The sequence below is a fragment of the Aeromonas sp. SCS5 genome (genome assembly GCF_001887375.1).
Lineage (GTDB): Bacteria > Pseudomonadota > Gammaproteobacteria > Enterobacterales > Aeromonadaceae > Aeromonas > Aeromonas jandaei.
On sequence record NZ_LFCS01000003.1, the window covers coordinates 244,190 to 261,974 of the forward strand.

Genomic DNA, 17,785 nt, shown 5'->3' on the forward strand with positions numbered 1-17,785 from the left:
AAGGCTCCCACGGGAGCCTTTGTTGTTTCCGGATTATCGGGTGTTGTTACTTGAACACCACCGTCTTGTTGCCATAGACGAACACCCGTTCGTTCAGTACCAGCTCCAGCGCCCGGCTCAGTACCGACTTCTCTACATCGCGACCCGCCTTGGCCATGTCATCAGCGCTGAAGGTGTGATCAACGTGGATCACGTCCTGCTCGACGATGGGGCCCTCATCCAGATCGTCGGTGACAAAGTGGGCGGTGGCGCCGATCAGTTTGACCCCGCGATCGAATGCCTGGCGATAGGGGCGGGCTCCGATGAAGGCGGGCAGGAAGGAGTGGTGGATGTTGATGATCTTGCGCGGATAAGCTTCGACGAAGCTGGGGGTCAGTACCCGCATGTACTTGGCCAGGATCACGTAGTCCGGCGCATAGCCGTCGATGATGGCGCGTACCTGCTCTTCGTGTTCGGTGCGGCTCAGCTCATCGTGGCTGACGGTGTGGAACGGAATATCGAACTTGCCGGTCAGTTCGGCGAGGGTGTCGTAGTTGCCGATCACCGCGACTATGTCCATATCCAGCGCGCCGGCGTAGTTCTTCATCAGGATGTCGCCGAGGCAGTGAGTCTCCTTGGTCACCAGAATGACGATGCGCTTCTTGCCCGCCTTTACCAGACGGCGTTGGGCGCCAGCGGGCAGGGCATCATCGAGATCGGCCAGCAGGGTCTCGTCATTGAAACGTCCCTCCAGCTCGGTACGCATGAAGAAGCGGCCATTCTCGTGATCCACGAACTCATCGTTCTTGATGATGTTGAGCTGATGCTTGTAGCAGATGTTGGTGATCTTGGCGATGAGGCCCTTGGCGTCCGGGCAGTCCGTTAGCAGTATTTTCTTTTCCATCTCTGTCATTTTCCGTTTGTGGTGTTGGCGCCTGTCTCTGCGCAGGCTGCGCGTTTTTGGGCACTATGCCACAAACAAATTGTGGCCAGAAAGAAATTCGGTGAGCGTTACAGCCACAAGCGGAGTGCGATGGGACAAGGGGAGAACATCGAATCCGACTGGCAAAGGTTTTTCAGCTTGAGCCGGTTTTTGGCTGGTATCTGCCAGCGCTTTTCTTTAGGCTGTCAGCGCTTATTCTCAGGGCGGGGTGAAATTCCCCACCGGCGGTATCCCGATCTGACTCGGGGAGCCCGCGAGCGCCCGACCCCGGTCTGCCGGGGCGGGGTCAGCAGATCCGGTGAGATGCCGGAGCCGACGGTCATAGTCCGGATGAAAGAGGATAAGACAGACATTGCACTCTCCGCCCCCTTGGGGGCTGGCTGCTGCATGGCCATTTCTGTCTGCCTTTCCATGCCCTGATTCTGGTCCTTTTCTTGTTTGGGAGCTTTACCATGAATCAGTCTCTACTCAGTGAATTTGGTGATCCAATTGCCCGTGTCGAAGCGGCTCTGACTGCCTTGCGGGCCGGTCAGGGTGTGCTGGTGGCCGATGATGAAGATCGGGAGAACGAGGGCGACCTCATTTTTGCCGCCGAATCCATGACCAATGAACAGATGGCGCTGATGATCCGCGAGTGCTCCGGCATAGTCTGTCTCTGCCTGACCGATGAGCGGGTGCGTCAGCTCGAATTGCCGATGATGGTGGAAGCCAACTCCAGCCACTATCAGACCGCGTTTACCGTCACCATCGAAGCGGCGCAGGGGGTCACTACCGGTGTCTCGGCGGCTGATCGCATCACAACCATTCGTGCCGCCATTGCCGATGGGGCCAAACCGGGTGATCTCAACCGGCCTGGCCATGTATTCCCGTTGCGTGCCCGTACCGGAGGCGTGCTGGTGCGCCGTGGTCACACCGAAGCGACGGTCGATCTGATGCAGCTTGCCGGACTGAAACCGTTCGGGGTGTTGTGTGAATTGACCAGGGAAGATGGCTCCATGGCCCGCTTGCCAGACCTGATTTCTTTCGGTCGTCAGCACCGGATGCCCGTGATCACCATCGAAGATTTGGTGCAATATCGCCAATTGCTGTCAGAACGAACAGCCTGAGGCTCATACGAAATTGTAATAAGCGAAAATTTTGGTTAGTCTTTGTCCGTGTCCTCATCACGCGGCACTCATTTTTTAGCCGAATCTGAACAAAAACTGTTCATTCAAAAAAAAATGAGGGTTTTAATGCATTTATCTGTGCTGGGGACTATGCAAAGTATGATTTTTTTGTGCCATAATCACGCCGCTTGCTAAACGTCTGGCGAGTTCAAGGGAGCTTTAAAAATGAAAAAATTGTTGTTGGTAGGTGTTGTTGGTCTGTCCGCTCTGCTGGGTGGTTGCGCAAACACTAGCGAACTGGAAACTTCCGTTCAGAATCTGTCTAACAAAGTTGACCAGCTGGCTCAAGATGTTAGCGCTGTTCGTGCTGATCAGTCCAAGATCGCTGCTGATGTTGCTGAAGCCAAGCAAGAAGCTATGCGTGCTAACCAGCGCATCGACAACATGGCTACTAAGTACAAGAAGTAAGCCATGCGAAAAAAATGGCGCAGTTATGCGCCATTTTTTTTTGCCTGAAATTCCCCATCCCCGTTTTCTCTTTTGACCTCAGAGGTCATGCCGGTCTCCCGGCACGCCCCTTCTTCATCCCTTCAAGACTCGATCAATAGAGCAGGCTATAGAGCTTGCGACGGTAATTTTGTGCCACCGGTGTGCTGCCCATGGTTGCCAGAATGTCGAGATAGGTCTTTCTGGCATCGCCAAAAGCGAGATCCCGCTTGAGGATGGCAAGCAGCAGTCCCAGCGCCTCTTCCTGACGACCTGCCTGGTTGTATTGCACCGCCAGCTCCTGCGCCAGCGCAAAGTCATCCGGATTTTCGGCATGGCGAGCTTCCAGAGCACGCAACTCCGGGCTGTCCGCCGCTTGCAGGGCCAGTGCCAGCCGTGAGGTCAGGGCATGGAAATGGCTATCCTGTGCCACCATCGGAATGTTGCCGAGCCGCTCCTGTGCTTCATCGAGCAGGTTAAGATCGAGCGCGGCCTGAATGAGCCAGAGGCTGATGTCGTGGCGCTCCGGAGCGATCTGATGAGCTTTGCCCAGATGGGCATAAGCCTCGCCGGGCTGGCCATCGGCCAGTGCCTGTTGCCCCTTGGCAAACAGCTCCTCTTCCTCTTTTGGTGCGAAGGCTGCGAAGAACTGGCGCAGGGTCGCTTCATCCTGCGGCCCCTCAATGATCCCCTGTTCATCCGGGCGTCCCTGATGGAACAGCACCAGTGCCGGCAGGGCGCGCAGGCCGAGCTGGCTGGCCAGCGGTTGCAGCTGGGGATTGTTCATGTCCACTTTGGCCAGCGTGACCTGTTCGTTGGCTGGCCCAACCAGCGATTCGATCAACGGCGTCATTCCCTGGCACTCCGGCATCTGCGGCGCATGGAAATAGATGACGACCGGCTTCTTCATGGAGGCATCGATCAGTTCTGCGTGAAAATTCTGGGGAGTAATGTCGACGATCATCAGTTGGACTCTTCCGAAAGGGTGTGGAACAACATGGGGGTGAGGGGATGGCAATTCAAGCGCTCATCCAGCCGGTAGCCATTGACCGCTGTCGTGGCGGCGGCAAGGCTGAGCCAGCCACTGGCAAAGGGCCAATCCTGAACCTGATAGTGCCGTTCATCGAGCTGGTTATCGAGGCGCCACGCCTCGTCAGGGATGAAGCGTACTTTCTCAAGCCCGGCGGCGATGCCGCCACCGTGGGCCTTGAGCACGGCTTCCTTGCGTGACCAGAGCCGGTAGAAGGCGCTCTCCTGTTCATTCTCCGGCAGGGCGCAGAGCCACTCATATTCACTCTGTGCATAAAACCGCCGGGCAAGGGGCAGGGGAGAGTGCCGTCTTTTACCCAGCTCGATATCAACCCCTAGCGGCCCTTGCTGACAAAGCGCCAGTACCAGCCAGGATCCACTGTGGCTGAGATTGAAATGCCAGCGCCCATCTTGCAGCTGCGGCTTGCCGTGTTCCCCGTTGCTAAATTGCAACGCGGATGGCGAAGTGGCCAGTCTCTGTGCCAGAAGCTGGCGCAGCACGGCCCGGCTGACCAGATACTCCTGACGGCGCGAATTGTGGCTCATTTGCTGCCAAATATGGTGTTCATCGGCCGATAACAGCTCGGGCAGGGTAGCGAGTAATTCCTGAGCAATCAGGGCCGGATTTAACAAAAAAAGATCGGTGGCGATCATAATTTTTCACTTAAAAAGGGTGGTGAAGCAGGGATAAATGCCACTTATCTCTGAGCTGGATGGCCGCTTTTGCGATTGTATATTGTTTGGCCATGATCACATTAATTATGAAAAATCGTGCATTTCCTTGCAAAAATGTGAGCCCGATAGGGATTTTCACTTGCCTCGATAGAATTCTTGGATATAGTCGGGTGCTGTTGCCTTATTAATTGCCTTTCGGGGCCGTATTTTAACAAAATTTCTATTTTTGCGGGGATAAAGGATTGCGCCACCTGATGCTACTGCTGGTCGCGCTCGGAATGGTGGGTTGTGCCTCGGCACCCCAAACCGAGGTCGCGAGCAAGATCGAAGTTTCCATGATGGAACCCGTTATTGAACCGGAAGCTTCGCAAACACCTGATGTGAATGAAATCCTGACAGTTTATAAAGAGTGGCGTGGCGTTCCGTACCGGATGGGTGGCAGTAGCCAGCGTGGTATCGATTGTTCCGCCTTTGCCCGTGAAGTGTTCCGCAATGCCGTCGGTGTCGAGTTACCCCGAGACACCCGCTCTCAAGTCCATGAAGGGACTCGTGTTTCCAAGAAGGATCTGGTCGAGGGTGATCTGGTCTTCTTCAAAATCAATCGTCGTCTCAATCATGTCGGCATCTATGTCGGGAATGGCGAGTTTATCCACGCCTCGACCCGAGCCGGTGTGACCCGCTCCAAGCTGGACAGCCAATACTGGCGCAGCAAGTTCTGGCAAGCGCGCCGGATCGATATCTGAGTCAGGCTGGACAAACGGCTCGCAGTACGGACTGTTTTTCCAACCTCACTTGAACCGGGCTCCTGAAGCCCGGTTTTTTATGGCTGCGATTTAGACTTTCGCAGGCCAAATCACTATAGTGTGGGCCCGTTTTTCTTCGGCAGGCCCAGCATGACATCCCGCAATGACCGCAAATCCGGACTCCATCCCCGCAATCGCCATCTCGATGGTTACGATTTTGAGGCGCTCTGCCGGCAGACTCCGGAGCTGGCCACCCATCTCTTTACCAACGACTACGGCAATCTCACCATCGATTTTGCCGATCCCGCTGCGGTCAAGGCCCTGAACCGGGCGTTGCTGGCCCACCACTACGGCATTGTTCACTGGGATCTGCCCGCCGGTTACCTCTGTCCACCCATTCCGGGGCGGGTCGATTATCTGCACCGGGTTGCCGATCTGCTGGCCGAGAGTGCCGGCAAAGTACCTGCTGGCAAAGGGGTGAGGGTGCTGGACATCGGGGTTGGAGCTAACTGCATCTATCCGCTGCTCGGTAGCCGTGAGTATGGCTGGCGTTTTGTCGGCTCCGATATCGATCCGGTATCGGTGAAAGCGGCGGCTCTGCTGGCCAAAAGCAACGGACTTGGCAACCAGATCGAGTGTCGCCTGCAGGGCAATGCCGAACATGTCTTTCGCGGCATCATAGGGCCTAAGGAGCGCTTTGCGCTGACCCTTTGCAATCCGCCCTTCCACGCCTCGCTGGCAGAGGCTAGCAAGGGGAGCGAGCGCAAGCTGCGCAATCTGGGCAAAGAGGTGAAGGGGGCGCCGGTACTCAATTTTGGCGGTCAGAAAGCCGAGCTTTGGTGTGACGGGGGCGAGGCGGCGTTTCTGACCAGGATGATCAATCAGAGCAAGGAGTTTGCCAGCCAGTGCCTCTGGTTCAGCTCGCTGGTCTCCAAGAAGGAGAATCTGCCGGTTGCCAAAAAGGCATTGACCCGGGTCGGGGCACGTCAGGTTCGGGTGCTTGAGATGGCGCAGGGCAACAAGGTGAGCCGGGTATTGGCCTGGACCTTCTTCGATGATGCCGGCATGCGTGAATGGTGGTCAGCCCCGCGCTGAGCTGATTGAACAAGGCCCGTTGCGGGCCTTTTTTGATCGCCACAGGGATAGAAGGGAAGGCGAGATCTCTGTTGGAAATCGATTTCCTCATTGGTAGATAATGCTTTTTGATGTGATATGAGTAGTGACTTCTGCCTTGGTACAGGTGTACGCCGAGATTTTTTTGCACTTTCAGCTGTAACTTTAATAAAATAGGACTGGTTAGACCTCTTTACCGGCATTGAATCACATAGGGATCGGAACATGAAAGTTGTCGATTTTCTGAAGCGCAAGCGCGAAATTCTGGCGCAGCACCCCTTTGAGCTCAAGGATTGGCTCTCTCCGGCTATCCGCGACTACTGGCGTGAGTTTCAGCAAAAGGCACATCTTCACCCTCTGCTGGGACGGGTGCTGGACCTGCAAAGCGAAGCCCAGAACGCACAGCAGCAGAATGCCGACACCGTGGCTCAGGTGGCTAACGGTCAGCCTGCTGTGGCGCAGGATCCTGCCATCGAGCTGGAAGGCGAAGCCGCTGCGCTCTATGCCGAGCTGCAGGGCAAGATCGGCGAAGAGACCCATGTCGGCGAGTGGCTCCATATCAGCCAGCAGATGATCGATCAGTTTGCCGCGGTGACCGGCGATCATCAGTGGATCCACACCAATCCGGAGCGCGCGGCTGCCGAGTCGCCCTTCAAGACCACCATTGCCCACGGTTTTCTGACGCTGGCTCTGCTGCCACAGCTGACCGGCTCGGTGGATGAGTCCACCCCCGAGTTTCCGACTGCTCGCATGGTAGTGAACTTCGGGCTGGATCAGGTGCGCTTCCCGTACCCCATCAAGGTGGAGAGCAACATCCGCGCTCGCACCAAGCTGGCACGGGTTACCCCCATCAAGGGCGGTTTGGAGCTGCTCAAGGAGATCAAGGTGGAGATCGAAGGGATCCGGCGCCCGGGTTGCGTGATTGAGTCGGTGACTCGCATCTACTTCTGATCCCTCGTCGTTGAAGATGAGCAAACGGGTTCGCAATAGCGAGCCCGTTTTCATTTTGGCCGTCAGGCGCGGCATGAACGTTCAGAGACGCTACTTGTGCTTGATATGACTCACAAAATCGCGTTGTATGCGGTTAGCCAGCTCTCATTTTGGCAAGTCCGTTTCCTGAAACGGCAGCATGTTATGCCACTATCGATTTCTCAATCCCTATTCTGGAGACGATAGTGCCCATCAATCACAAGATTATTCTGCCACTGTTGTTCAGTCTCTTTATCCTGCTGATCCCGACGCACTGGATCCCGCTCGAGGGAATTACTGTGGTCGAGCAGCGGGTTGTCGCTATTTTCGTGCTGGCAGCGCTCTGCTGGATCCTGGAGCCCATCCCCATCTTTGCCACCTCTGTGCTGATCATCGTGCTGGAGCTACTGTTGCTCTCCGATAAGGGGCTCTGGTTTATGACGGCAGGCAAGAGCGAGCCCGGGTTTGGTTCGCTGCTCAAGTCGACCGAGGTGATGGCAACCTTTGCCTCACCGGTCATCATGCTCTTTCTCGGCGGCTTTTTTCTGGCCATCGCTGCAACCAAATACCATCTGGATGTGAATCTGGCGCGGGTGCTGCTGCGCCCCTTCGGTCGCAACCCCAGAGTCGTGATGCTGGGGCTGATGCTCATTACCGCCACCTTCTCCATGTTCATGAGCAATACCGCTACCACGGCCATGATGCTGGCCATTCTGGCTCCGGTGCTGGCGGTATTCCCGGAGCGGGATCCGGCCAAGGTGGGATTTGTGCTGGCCATTCCGCTGGCGGCCAATCTGGGCGGAATTGGTACCCCCATAGGTACGCCGCCCAACGCGGTGGCTCTCAAGTATCTTACTGGCGAGCATGCCATCTCGTTTGGTCAGTGGATGGGTTTTGCGGTGCCCTTCGTCGCGCTCTTACTGCTGCTTGGCTGGTTTCTGCTGGGGCGTTTCTTCCCGAGCCCACTCAAACAGATCGAGCTGAAAATCGAGGGGCGCTTCATGCAGACGCCCCGGGCCTGGGTGGTCTATCTCACCTTCATTACCACCATAGTGCTCTGGCTGCTCGGTGATCTGCACGGCATGAACTCCTACGTCGTCGCCATGATCCCGGTCGCCGTATTCCTGACGACAGGGATCATCACCAAGGATGACCTGCACAAGATCTCCCTCGATGTGCTCTGGCTGGTGTCGGGCGGGATTGCGCTGGGTCTGGCACTGGAAGACTCAGGGCTGGCAGAGCGTCTCATTACTCACATACCGTTCCATGAGTACTCCACACTCGCCGTGCTGGTCGGGGCCTGTTTGCTGGCGGTAGTGATGGCCAACTTTATGTCCAATACCGCAACCGCCAACCTGTTGCTGCCGCTGGTGGCTGCACTGGCGGTCAGCATGCCGGAGCTTGCCGAGTGGGGCGGCAGCCATACCCTGATCCTGGCGGTGACCATCTCGGTATCGCTGGGCATGTCGCTCCCCATCAGTACGCCGCCCAATGCGCTGGCCCACGCCACCGGTCTGGTGGAGAGCCGTCAGATGGTGCGGATCGGCGTCATTATGGGGATGGTGGGCACAATGCTGGCGATGCTGTGGATCTACCAGATCGCTGCCTGGGGGCTGATCTAGTTGCCACTCTGTTGGTCTAATAAAAAGGAGGAGCCAATGTGGCTCCTCCTTTTTATTTTTGGGGCCTAGAAACTGGCACCCAGACTGAGGAGGTGCTTGTAATCGGTCTTGTTGAGAGACTGGCTGAACGGGCCCAGGTTTAACTCCCCTTCCTCTCGCTCGACTTCAGTGCTCCATGAGAGGCGCAGATGGTCGTTGAAGTAGTAACGCATGCCAATGCTGCCAGAGATATCCTGGTTGAGAGTGATATAGGGGGAGGGCTGAGCCAGATACTTGGTATAGCTTCCTTTGCTGAACAGCTCGAATGGCTGCTGCCAGAAGGATAGCGGTTGGCGGTAGTCCCAGATTAGCTCTCCAATGGGATAGCTGATGGTATGTGAGCTTGAATAAAATATGGCCACCCACTCATTGTTGCGATAGTAGGCTCGCTGCATGCCACCCTGGGTAATAAGCTCGAGCCGCCGTTTTTTGTCATTCCAGAAGCGATAACCGGGGCCCGAACCAAAATCGAGTTTCAGATAGTTGTCGTCAAGCATGTCATATTCGGCATTGACCGAGCTGCGAATAAACCAGTGTTGATCGAAGAAATAGTCGAGGGTGGGCGTCACCTTGTAGTCATGGCTATCGGTGACGTTGTTGGAGGTCTCGTAGTTATATTCTCCCGACAGGGTGTAACGCCAGTCGAGATTGGCCACTTCGGTCGTGCCTTTGACGTTGACGTTGTTGGTCTTCTTGTCGTTGTCCTTGATCTTGACGTTGAGATCGCCGCTACCGCTCCAGAGCCAGGCATTGCGCTCATCACTCCCATCCTCGAACAGTTTTATGCCTCCCTTGGCTGTCGCCTTGGGCTTCTCCTGCTTTTCGAGTCGCCAGCGTTTTATGGCATCACGTTTGACGGTCACTGACCCGCTATAGGGCAGGGCAATCCGTACCGACTGGTCGGTGATCTCTTCAATGGTACCGGTTAGGCGATCACCATTTTGCATCCATAGGATGTCTTTGGCCCAAAGCGGCGGGCAGGAGAACAGCAAAAAGAGCAGCAGGTATCTCATGGTTTGGGGCAACTCCGCGCAGTGTCAGCCGCTGATGGGCTTGGGCAAGCCATTCTTCAGTGCCAGAGTCTCAGCGACTGCACTCTGTTCTACTTCGGGGGCTGCAATAAATTGTTCCACCTCCGGGGTGAGAACAAGAGGAGCGCCCTGCTCCATCTCCTCCTCCGTGCGTGACAGAGGAGAGTGCACCTCAAGCCAGCGACGACCGTCAGGCTCGATGGCAACCTTGACCGGTTGATTGATGACCCGTACCGGCGTACCGATCGGCACCATCTTGAAGAGGGCCTCGATATCGTCAGGTCGCAGGCGGATGCAGCCCGCGCTCACCCGCAGGCCTACACCAAAATCCTTGTTGGTACCGTGAATGAGATAGTCCCGTTTGCCATAACCGAGGCGCATGGCGAATTTGCCGAGAGGATTGTCAGGTCCCGGCGGTACAACCGCTGGCAGCGTGATCCCCTGCTGCTCCAGCCAGGATTTTCGCACCATGGGGCCGGGAACCCAACTCGGATCGGGATTTTTCTCGATGATGGTGGTGGTCATCTCGGGTGTCTCGCGGCCGATGTCGCCGATCCCGATGGGCAGCACGATCACTTCCTGCTTCCCTTTCGGGAAGTAGTAGAGGCGCAGCTCGGGCAGATTGATGACGATCCCCTCGCGCGGGACATCGGGCAGCAGCATCTGGGTCGGCAGGGTCAAGCGGGTGCCCGGCTTGGGTAAATAGGGATCAACACCGGGATTTGCTTCAAGCAATGCCAAAAAGCCAATTTGGGTATGTTTGCCAACTAGCTCCAGATACTCATCCTGCTGGATGAAGTAATCCTCCAGCTCACCAATCAGGCGGCTACCAGTCGGTGGAAGTGGATAGCTTCTGGCCTGTACGGGCAGTGCAGACATCAGGGCCAGCAGCAGAAAGAGGAGGGGTTTTATCGGCATCGGTATTCCATCGGTTGGCGTGGGGCAAGGTGATTGCGACTAATGCCCCGACAGTCATCTCTGTTCTTTTTTGGCCTTGTTGCGCAAGGCTATTTGCGACAAAAGCGCGTTGAGGCGACAGTAAACCAGCCAAAAGCGGCGACTGTCACCTTTTTTGTCGCAAGGGGCTGATAAACCACGAAAAACTGACTCGAATGGCGAACAGGACAAGATGGATGAATCTTTTCGCAACACGAGCAGGAGGTCCTCTGGCTGGCAATCCTCTCTGGCTTGTTTGGTGTCGACAGGGTTTGCATGGAGAGTAAGGGGAGATTGCTGGCTAAAAAGCATTCACTCGATTGATAAGTAAGAAATTTTCATTGCATTATTCCCCTTGCTTGGGTAAAAAATCATCCCACGGAGAGATGCCGGAGTGGCCGAACGGGATTGACTCGAAATCAATTGTGGCAGCAATGCCACCCAGGGTTCGAATCCCTGTCTCTCCGCCACATACCAAGCCCAACCTGTTTCGCAGGTTGGGCTTTTTCTTTTGGTGATGTGCTGAGGGACTATCCGGCCGCCTGTGTATCTGTGGTCATCGAGCCGGATGAATGCGGTTGGATGCTCGCCGTGCCCGCCAGGCCTGAATGCGCGCCTGGGTGCCGATGACGAAGACGAAGAAGACCGGCACGAAGAAGATGGCCAGCAGGGTGCCGCTGATCATGCCGCCAAACACGCCGGTGCCGATGGCGTGCTGGGTCTCCGCGCTGGCGCCACTGGCGAGCATCAAGGGCACCACCCCGAGGGTGAAGGCTAGCGACGTCATCAGAATGGGGCGCAGGCGCAGGCGGGCAGCAGTGACAGCAGCATCAAGCAGCGAGCGCCCTTCGCCGTGCAACTGGCGCGCAAACTCCACGATGAGGATGGCGTTCTTGGCCGACAGACCGATGATGGTGATCATGCCTACTTTAAAGAAGACGTCGTTGGGCATGCCGCGCAGCATCACGGCCGCGACGGCACCGAGCAGGCCCAGCGGCACCACCAGCATCACCGAGAGCGGGATCGACCAGCTCTCGTAGAGTGCCGCCAGCACCAGGAAGACCACCAGCGCGGACAACAGCATCAGCAGGGGTGCCTGCTCGGCCGACTGGCGCTCTTGCAACGACTGTCCCGTCCAGGACAATGCGAAGCCTGGCGGCAATTGCGCCACCAGACGCTCCATCTCCGCCATCGCCGCTCCGCTGGAGATGCCGGGCGCTGCCCCCCCGGCAATACGCACGGCAGGGAAGCCATCGAAGCGCATCATCTGTTGCGGCGATTCGCGCCATTCCGGTGTCACCACCTCCCGCAGGGGCACCATGCCGCCGCTGGCATTGCGCACCCGCAGGCCGAGCACGTCATCGAGCTGCATGCGCGCCGACGCGTCTGCCTGCAGAATGACCTGCTGCATGTGCCTGCCGTTTGGGAAGTCGTTGACGTAGAGCGATCCCATCGCGGCCGACAGGGTACTGCTTACGCTGGCGAACGAGAGTCCCATGGCTTCGGCCTTCTGTCGGTTGATCTCGAGGTGAATGCTCTCGCCGGGAGGCAGGTTGTCGGGATACACATCACTGACCACCTTGCTGTTGGCGGCCAGTTCCAGCAGTTGGGCCTGAGCGGCCAGCAGCGCGGCGTCCCCCCGGTTGGCTCTGTCTTGCAGGAACAGGGTGAAGCCGGAGGCGGTGCCCAGCTCGTCGATAGCGGGCGGCAGCAGGCTCATTACCGTGCCTTCAGGAATATTTGCCATGGCTGCTTGTGCCAGATCTGCCTCTTCGGCTGCCGTGGCGCCATGACGCTGATCCCAATCTTTGAGCATGGTGAAGGCCATGGCGGCATTGGGGCCAGCGCCGGAGAAGCTGAAGCCCTGCACCACCAGGTTGGTGTCTAGCGTCTCGCGAGAGGCGACGTGAGCCTCGAAGGCCTTGACCACCTCAAGAGTACGCTCGCTGGTGGCGCCGGTTGGCAGCTGGATGGAGGTCATGAAGTAACCCTGATCCTCGTCCGGCAGGAAAGAGGAGGGCAGCTGGGCGGCAGCGAGGGCCAGCACTGCGCAGAGGGCGGCAAAGGTTGCCATCATCCGTCCACTGCGCCCGACCAGCCGGGTTACCCGCGCACCGTAGCCTGCCGTGAACCGCTCGAAACCCCGGTTGAAGGCACCGAAGAAGCCGCGCTTCTCATGATGACTCGGACTGACCGGACGCAGCAAGGTGGCGCAGAGCGCAGGCGTCAGGGTCAGGGCGAGGAAGGCCGAAATGAGGATCGACACCGCCATCGACAGGGTGAACTGCTGGTAGATGACCCCCACCGAGCCGCTGCCAAACGCCATGGGGAGGAACACCGCCGTGAGCACCAGGGTGATGCCGATCACCGCTCCGGTGATCTCCTTCATGGCCTGCGAGGTCGCCTCACGGGGCGACAGCCCCCGGGTGGCCATCAGGCGCTCGACATTCTCCACTACTACGATGGCGTCGTCGACTATGATGCCGATGGCCAGCACCATGCCGAACATGGTGAGGGAGTTGATCGAAAAACCGGCCAGCAGCATCACCGCGAAGGTGCCAAGCAGAGCGATGGGGGCGACGATGGCCGGGATCAGGGTGTAGCGCAGGTTCTGCAGGAAGAGAAACATCACCAGAAACACCAGCACCATGGCTTCCAGCAAGGTGTGGATCACCTTTTCGATGGAGACCTTGACGAAGGGGGCCGAGTCAAACGGGATCGAATAGGCCATGCCCGCCGGCAGCGTGGGGGCGAGCTGGGCGAGACGGGTGCGCACCGCATCTGCGGTACGCACGGCGTTGGCGCCGGGGGAGAGCTGGATGGCGGCGCTGGTGGCGGCCACGCCGTTCTCCCGGTTGGAAAAGGCGTAAGATTGCGCCCCCAGCTCGACCCGGGCGACATCACCCAGCACCAGCTTGGCGCCATCGCCACCGGCTCGCAGCACGATGGCGGCGAATGCCTCGGGGGTCGTCAGTTGGCCTTGAACCGTGAGGGGAACCGTCAGGCGCTGTCCCGGCAGGGCTGGTTCATCACCGAGGCGCCCCGGTGCAATCTGGATGTTCTGCTGCTCGATGGCCTGCGCCACCTCGCTGATGGTCAGCCCATAGGCGGCGAGTTTGGCCGGATCTACCCAGATGCGCATGGCCTGCTCGGCGCCAAACAGTTGCACTCGTCCTACCCCGTCGATGCGGCGCAACTCCTGCACAATATTGCGTGCCATGTAGTCGTTGAGGGCAACCTCATCGAAGCGGCCATCCGGTGAGGTCATGCCGACCATCATCAGAAAGCCGGATGTGGCGGACTCCACCTGCAGGCCGGTTTGCCGCACCGTTTGTGGCAAGCGAGGCTCGACAGCCTTGATGCGGTTTTGCACGTCCATCTGGGCCAGCTCCGGATCGGTGCCCGGCTTGAAGGTGGCGGTGATCTGCGCGCTGCCCGAGGCGTCCACCGACGACTCGAAGTAGAGCAGGTTCTTCACTCCCGACAGCTCGCGCTCGATAAGGCTCACCACCGCATCGTTCAGGGTCTGCGGCGTGGCGCCCGGATAGGTGGCATAGAGGGTCACCGACACCGGCGCCACCGAGGGATAGCGGGAGATGGGGAGCTTGGGGATGGCGATGACCCCTGCCAGCACGATGAACAGGGCGATCACCCAGGCAAACACCGGGCGATGGATAAAAAACTGCGGCATGGATAACTCTCCGATTCAGCGAATGCCACCGTCAGCCGGTTGGCTGACGGCGGGTGGTTGCCAGGGGGAGGCAATGACCTGAATCCCCGGGGTCAGACGGTCGAGCCCTTCGATCACCACCTGTTGCCCGGCACTGAGCCCGGACGCGATGCGGTACAGGCTATTCACCAGTTCAGCGGTGTTGACCGGAACCAGCTGTGCTTGCCCCTGGCCATCCACCACCCACACGCTGGTCTGACCCGATGTGCGAACTACCGCCTGCTGGGGCACGGTCAGGGCGTTGGCATAGCGGGCCCGGGGAATGCGCGCCTGCACATAGAGGCCGGGCAACAGGCGCCGTTCAGGGTTATCCACCAGCACTCGCAGCAGCACGTCGCCGGTCCCGGCATCGACCTCGATGCCTGAGAAGAGGATGTGCCCCTGCATGCCGAGCGGCTTGCCGTCGCTGCCGAGGATGTCCACCGCCAGTTCCGGTGCCGTCGAGCCAGCTTGCTGGCGCAGGGTGTCCAGCACAGAGGCCGGTTGACGCACATCGACGTAGACCTGATCGATCTGCTGGATCCTGGCCATGGGGGTGGCGTCGGTGGGGGACACCAGGGCCCCTTCACTCACCAGAGCCTGATCGATGCGCCCGGTGATGGGGGCTTCCACGCTGGCAAATTGCAGGTTCAGCTGGTGCCGGGCCAGGGTCGCTCTGGCCTGAGCCACGTCGGCGGCCGCCTGATCCCGCTGGGAGACAGCATCGTCATAGGTCTGGCGGCTGATGGCCTCGGTGCGCAGCAGCGGCACCAGACGGTCAATCTGGATACGGGCGCGGGCCAGCACGGCCTCCGCGCGCTGCAATGCTGCGGCGGCGCTGTCGACATCCGCCTTGAAGGGGGCTGGATTTATCTGGAACAGCACGGTGCCTGCGCCGATTTCGGCGCCCTGCTCGAACAGGCGGCGCTGCACGATGCCGCTAATCTGGGCCCGAATTTCGGCGCTTCGCACCGCAGCCACCCGGGCGGGCAGATCCTCGCTGATGACCAGGTCCTGACCTGCCAGCGTCATCACCGACACCTGAGGAAGGGTCGGCGCATCTTGCGCTTGCGTCGCCCCATCGCAACCTGCCAACCCGAATGCGGCAATGACGGCGAGCAGGGTGCCCGCATACCGCTGTTTGACAAACATCATACTCACCTCGTTAAACCGTCTCCCCGGCATGGTGTTGCCGCGAGAGCACATCGAGCGGGCATTATGGAGAGGGGCTATTGCGAATGATTCGAGGCTTTGTGGAGAATCCATGGAGGCGGTGATAAAGTTCAAGCCCACCATTTTCGAGGCCGACCATGTCGTATCTTCCTGCTTCCGCCAACCCGGCGGCCCAGTCACTGGTTCTGATTGCAGAGGATGAAGCAGAGATCGCCGACATCCTCGCCGCTTACCTGCAACGCCACGGATTGCGCACTTTGCATGCCGCCGATGGCCGCGAAGCCCTGGCCATGCACCAGACATGCAAACCCGATCTCCTGCTGCTGGATGTGCAGATGCCGCAGCTCGACGGCTGGCAGGTGCTCAGCGAGATCCGGGCCCGTGGCGACACGCCGGTGATCATGCTGACCGCCCTGGATCAGGACCTCGACAAGCTGATGGGGCTGCGCATGGGGGCGGATGACTATGTGGTCAAACCCTTCAACCCGGCCGAAGTGGTGGCTCGGGTACAGGCGGTGCTCAGACGCAGCCAGGCTGCGAAACAGACCACGGCCCGGGTGCTGCGGGTCGGCCAGTTCCAGATCGATCTGGAGAGCCACGAGGCCAGCATTTTCCGCGATGACCAGCAGCAGGTGCTGGAGCTGACCCTGACCGAGTTCAAGTTGCTCGCCTCTTTGATGCGGGCGCCGAAACGGGTGTTCAGTCGCGCCGAACTGCTGACTCACTGCCTGCCCGAGGGGGATACCCAGGAGCGCACTGTGGATAGCCACATCAGCAAGTTGCGCAAAAAACTGGAGACACACGGCATTCAGGGAGTCCCCGCCAGTGTCTGGGGGGTTGGCTATCGCTTCGGGGGCGATGCATGAGATCGGCGCCAGGCCTGCGCAGGCAAATCATCCGCTCCCTGGGGCTGATGGCGCTCGGCATCATCTCCCTTGCGGTGATCGGTACCTATGTGTTCTACGCCATTGCCGTGACCTATGTGCCTGGCAGCATCTCCGAGAGCTGGATGCCCTCCAGGGTCGAGATGTTATGGATCGGCTCCACCATTCTCATTGCATTGGGGATGGCGCTGTACGTGGCGGTTCGCCTCTCTCGCCGCATCCTGACTCCGCTCAACTCGGTGGCAACCAGCCTGCGCGAGGTAGCCGAGGGCAAACTCGATGCCCGCGTGCCGGAGGATGAGCAGGCGATCGGGGAGACGGCGCAACTGGTGCGCGACTTCAACGCCATGGCCGAGCGGCTGCAGAGCATGACCCGCGAGCGGGAGTTCTGGAATGCTGCCATCGCCCACGAGTTGCGCACTCCCGTCACCATTTTGCGCGGCCGCTTGCAGGGGTTGGCTGAAGGGGTATTTCCTCCCAGCAGCGAACTCTTCGAGGGATTGCTGCGCCAGGTGGAGGGGCTCAATCACCTGATCGAGGATTTGCGGGTATTGAGCCTCAACGACAGTGGCCATCTGGAGTTACAGCGGGCCGAGGTCAGGCTGGCCGACGAGCTTGCCGTGGTGCTTGAGGCGTTTGCCAGCCCTCTGGCGGCGAGCGGATTTGTGTTGCAGCGGGAGTTGGATAGCGAACTTCATGTCTGCTGCGATCTGTTTCGCATCCGTCAGGCCCTGATGGCGCTGTTGGAAAATGCCCAGAAGCACGCGCTGCCGGGCCTGCTGACCGTGCGGCTGCATCGCTCGGAGAGTGTGTGCGTCCTGAGTGTGGAAGATGAGGGACCTGGCATCAGCGAGGAGGTGGCGACCTACATTTTCGATGCGTTTCGCCGGGGGGATCCGTCACGCTCGCGCAAGAGCGGCGGTAGTGGGCTCGGACTAGCCGTGGTCAAGGCCATTGCCGAGGCGCACGGCGGCACTGCGGTTTGCCAACCTACCGGACTGGGAGGGAGCAGGTTCGTGCTCTCCTGGCCCCTTTCGGCCATTTCCGGTTGCCCTGAAACATAGCCAGCGGGAGCAGGTTATGGCGAAGCTATGCTTCTGACCGCTGCCTACACAGTGGCGTTCGACAAGCTAGTGCCATACAGACTTTCCACCGCTTGTGCAGGGGGAACAAGGGAGGTTGGTGCATGGTTCATTTGGTGCGAAATCATGGTTTCTTGCTGTCAAAAATTGAAACCGTTTTCAGAAATCCTTTTCAACTGTGATCCGCTTCAAAGCTTTTTGAAGCGCCAACCTCTAGCATTGGCTCCACGAATTAGGGGCTAGCGCTCCCGATTTTCCCGCTGTGG

At 58.8% G+C, this 17,785-nt stretch carries 15 protein-coding genes, 1 tRNA gene and 1 riboswitch; of the genes, 9 read left to right on the forward strand and 7 right to left on the reverse strand.

Annotation, left to right across the window (positions count from 1 at the left end; translation table 11 throughout):
* Nucleotides 1-46 precede the first annotated feature (46 nt).
* On the reverse strand, nucleotides 47-883 hold the full coding sequence (gene purU, locus BS300_RS04230) for a formyltetrahydrofolate deformylase (protein WP_041208675.1): 837 nt from the start codon (nucleotides 881-883) through the stop codon (nucleotides 47-49).
* 229 nt (nucleotides 884-1,112) lie between these two features.
* Nucleotides 1,113-1,268, forward strand: a riboswitch (FMN riboswitch).
* Between the two features lie 106 nt (nucleotides 1,269-1,374).
* Here purU and ribB point away from each other — a divergent pair.
* Together ribB and BS300_RS04240 are read left to right on the forward strand one after the other, a co-directional pair.
* On the forward strand, nucleotides 1,375-2,028 hold the full coding sequence (gene ribB / locus BS300_RS04235) for a 3,4-dihydroxy-2-butanone-4-phosphate synthase (protein ID WP_071910991.1): 654 nt from the start codon (nucleotides 1,375-1,377) through the stop codon (nucleotides 2,026-2,028).
* 225 nt (nucleotides 2,029-2,253) lie between these two features.
* Nucleotides 2,254-2,496 carry an Lpp/OprI family alanine-zipper lipoprotein gene (locus BS300_RS04240; protein WP_033115038.1) on the forward strand — a complete coding sequence of 81 codons (243 nt, stop codon included), beginning with the start codon at nucleotides 2,254-2,256 and terminating at the stop codon, nucleotides 2,494-2,496.
* A 133-nt stretch (nucleotides 2,497-2,629) separates the two neighbouring features.
* Here the strand turns inward: BS300_RS04240 and BS300_RS04245 are convergent, their stop codons facing one another.
* The gene (locus tag BS300_RS04245; protein ID WP_071910993.1) at nucleotides 2,630-3,478 is read right to left on the reverse strand and encodes a tetratricopeptide repeat protein; all 849 of its coding nucleotides are present in this window, start codon (nucleotides 3,476-3,478) and stop codon (nucleotides 2,630-2,632) included.
* Complete coding sequence (locus BS300_RS04250) at nucleotides 3,478-4,197, reverse strand: 4'-phosphopantetheinyl transferase superfamily protein (RefSeq protein ID WP_071910995.1); 720 nt, start codon at nucleotides 4,195-4,197, stop codon at nucleotides 3,478-3,480. Before BS300_RS04250 ends, BS300_RS04245 begins: the two co-directional genes overlap by 1 nt.
* Before the next feature lie 275 nt (nucleotides 4,198-4,472).
* On the opposite strand from BS300_RS04250, the gene BS300_RS04255 reads away from it, so the two are divergent.
* From BS300_RS04255 to BS300_RS04270, 4 genes are all read left to right on the forward strand, one after another.
* Complete coding sequence (locus BS300_RS04255; RefSeq protein WP_033114246.1) at nucleotides 4,473-4,961, forward strand: NlpC/P60 family protein; 489 nt, start codon at nucleotides 4,473-4,475, stop codon at nucleotides 4,959-4,961.
* Between the two features lie 150 nt (nucleotides 4,962-5,111).
* On the forward strand, nucleotides 5,112-6,056 hold the full coding sequence (gene rlmF, locus BS300_RS04260; RefSeq protein ID WP_043852161.1) for a 23S rRNA (adenine(1618)-N(6))-methyltransferase RlmF: 945 nt from the start codon (nucleotides 5,112-5,114) through the stop codon (nucleotides 6,054-6,056).
* Nucleotides 6,057-6,299: 243 nt separating this feature from the next.
* A complete protein-coding gene (locus tag BS300_RS04265) occupies nucleotides 6,300-7,025 on the forward strand; it encodes a MaoC family dehydratase (RefSeq protein WP_041208669.1) in 726 nt (241 codons plus the stop codon).
* 224 nt (nucleotides 7,026-7,249) lie between these two features.
* On the forward strand, nucleotides 7,250-8,665 hold the full coding sequence (locus BS300_RS04270) for a DASS family sodium-coupled anion symporter (protein WP_041208667.1): 1,416 nt from the start codon (nucleotides 7,250-7,252) through the stop codon (nucleotides 8,663-8,665).
* A gap of 65 nt (nucleotides 8,666-8,730) precedes the next feature.
* Here BS300_RS04270 and BS300_RS04275 read toward each other — a convergent pair whose 3' ends face one another.
* Nucleotides 8,731-9,717, reverse strand: coding sequence for a DUF481 domain-containing protein (locus BS300_RS04275; protein ID WP_071910997.1), 987 nt, complete (start codon nucleotides 9,715-9,717; stop codon nucleotides 8,731-8,733).
* Nucleotides 9,718-9,741: 24 nt separating this feature from the next.
* A complete protein-coding gene (locus BS300_RS04280; protein ID WP_071910999.1) occupies nucleotides 9,742-10,653 on the reverse strand; it encodes a L,D-transpeptidase family protein in 912 nt (303 codons plus the stop codon).
* Nucleotides 10,654-11,051: 398 nt separating this feature from the next.
* Between BS300_RS04280 and BS300_RS04285 the strand changes: the two genes are divergently transcribed.
* Nucleotides 11,052-11,141, forward strand: a tRNA-Ser gene (locus BS300_RS04285).
* Nucleotides 11,142-11,227: 86 nt separating this feature from the next.
* Here the strand turns inward: BS300_RS04285 and BS300_RS04290 are convergent.
* Both BS300_RS04290 and BS300_RS04295 read right to left on the reverse strand, forming a co-directional pair.
* Nucleotides 11,228-14,362, reverse strand: a complete 3,135-nt coding sequence (locus BS300_RS04290) for a multidrug efflux RND transporter permease subunit (RefSeq protein ID WP_071911002.1) — start codon at nucleotides 14,360-14,362, stop codon at nucleotides 11,228-11,230.
* A 15-nt stretch (nucleotides 14,363-14,377) separates the two neighbouring features.
* Nucleotides 14,378-15,535, reverse strand: coding sequence for an efflux RND transporter periplasmic adaptor subunit (locus tag BS300_RS04295; protein WP_071911004.1), 1,158 nt, complete (start codon nucleotides 15,533-15,535; stop codon nucleotides 14,378-14,380).
* Between the two features lie 155 nt (nucleotides 15,536-15,690).
* On the opposite strand from BS300_RS04295, the gene BS300_RS04300 reads away from it, so the two are divergent.
* Nucleotides 15,691-16,419 carry a response regulator gene (locus BS300_RS04300; protein WP_071911006.1) on the forward strand — a complete coding sequence of 243 codons (729 nt, stop codon included), beginning with the start codon at nucleotides 15,691-15,693 and terminating at the stop codon, nucleotides 16,417-16,419.
* Entirely contained in the window at nucleotides 16,416-17,501 is a 1,086-nt protein-coding gene (locus BS300_RS04305; RefSeq protein ID WP_071911008.1) for an ATP-binding protein, read from the forward strand. The genes BS300_RS04300 and BS300_RS04305 overlap by 4 nt, the downstream gene beginning before the upstream one ends.
* Nucleotides 17,502-17,785 lie beyond the last annotated feature (284 nt).

What these genes read in the sequence shown, in the direction of transcription:
- BS300_RS04300 (WP_071911006.1), top strand. Translation starts at nt 15,691, where the DNA reads ATGTCGTATCTTCCTGCTTCCGCCAACCCGGCGGCCCAGTCACTGGTT.
- BS300_RS04255 (WP_033114246.1), top strand. Translation starts at nt 4,473, where the DNA reads ATGCTACTGCTGGTCGCGCTCGGAATGGTGGGTTGTGCCTCGGCACCC.
- BS300_RS04290 (WP_071911002.1), bottom strand. Translation starts at nt 14,362, where the DNA reads ATGCCGCAGTTTTTTATCCATCGCCCGGTGTTTGCCTGGGTGATCGCC.
- BS300_RS04245 (WP_071910993.1), bottom strand. Translation starts at nt 3,478, where the DNA reads ATGATCGTCGACATTACTCCCCAGAATTTTCACGCAGAACTGATCGAT.
- BS300_RS04295 (WP_071911004.1), bottom strand. Translation starts at nt 15,535, where the DNA reads ATGATGTTTGTCAAACAGCGGTATGCGGGCACCCTGCTCGCCGTCATT.
- BS300_RS04305 (WP_071911008.1), top strand. Translation starts at nt 16,416, where the DNA reads ATGAGATCGGCGCCAGGCCTGCGCAGGCAAATCATCCGCTCCCTGGGG.
- BS300_RS04275 (WP_071910997.1), bottom strand. Translation starts at nt 9,717, where the DNA reads ATGAGATACCTGCTGCTCTTTTTGCTGTTCTCCTGCCCGCCGCTTTGG.
- BS300_RS04265 (WP_041208669.1), top strand. Translation starts at nt 6,300, where the DNA reads ATGAAAGTTGTCGATTTTCTGAAGCGCAAGCGCGAAATTCTGGCGCAG.
- purU (WP_041208675.1), bottom strand. Translation starts at nt 883, where the DNA reads ATGGAAAAGAAAATACTGCTAACGGACTGCCCGGACGCCAAGGGCCTC.
- BS300_RS04240 (WP_033115038.1), top strand. Translation starts at nt 2,254, where the DNA reads ATGAAAAAATTGTTGTTGGTAGGTGTTGTTGGTCTGTCCGCTCTGCTG.
- rlmF (WP_043852161.1), top strand. Translation starts at nt 5,112, where the DNA reads ATGACATCCCGCAATGACCGCAAATCCGGACTCCATCCCCGCAATCGC.
- BS300_RS04250 (WP_071910995.1), bottom strand. Translation starts at nt 4,197, where the DNA reads ATGATCGCCACCGATCTTTTTTTGTTAAATCCGGCCCTGATTGCTCAG.
- BS300_RS04280 (WP_071910999.1), bottom strand. Translation starts at nt 10,653, where the DNA reads ATGCCGATAAAACCCCTCCTCTTTCTGCTGCTGGCCCTGATGTCTGCA.
- ribB (WP_071910991.1), top strand. Translation starts at nt 1,375, where the DNA reads ATGAATCAGTCTCTACTCAGTGAATTTGGTGATCCAATTGCCCGTGTC.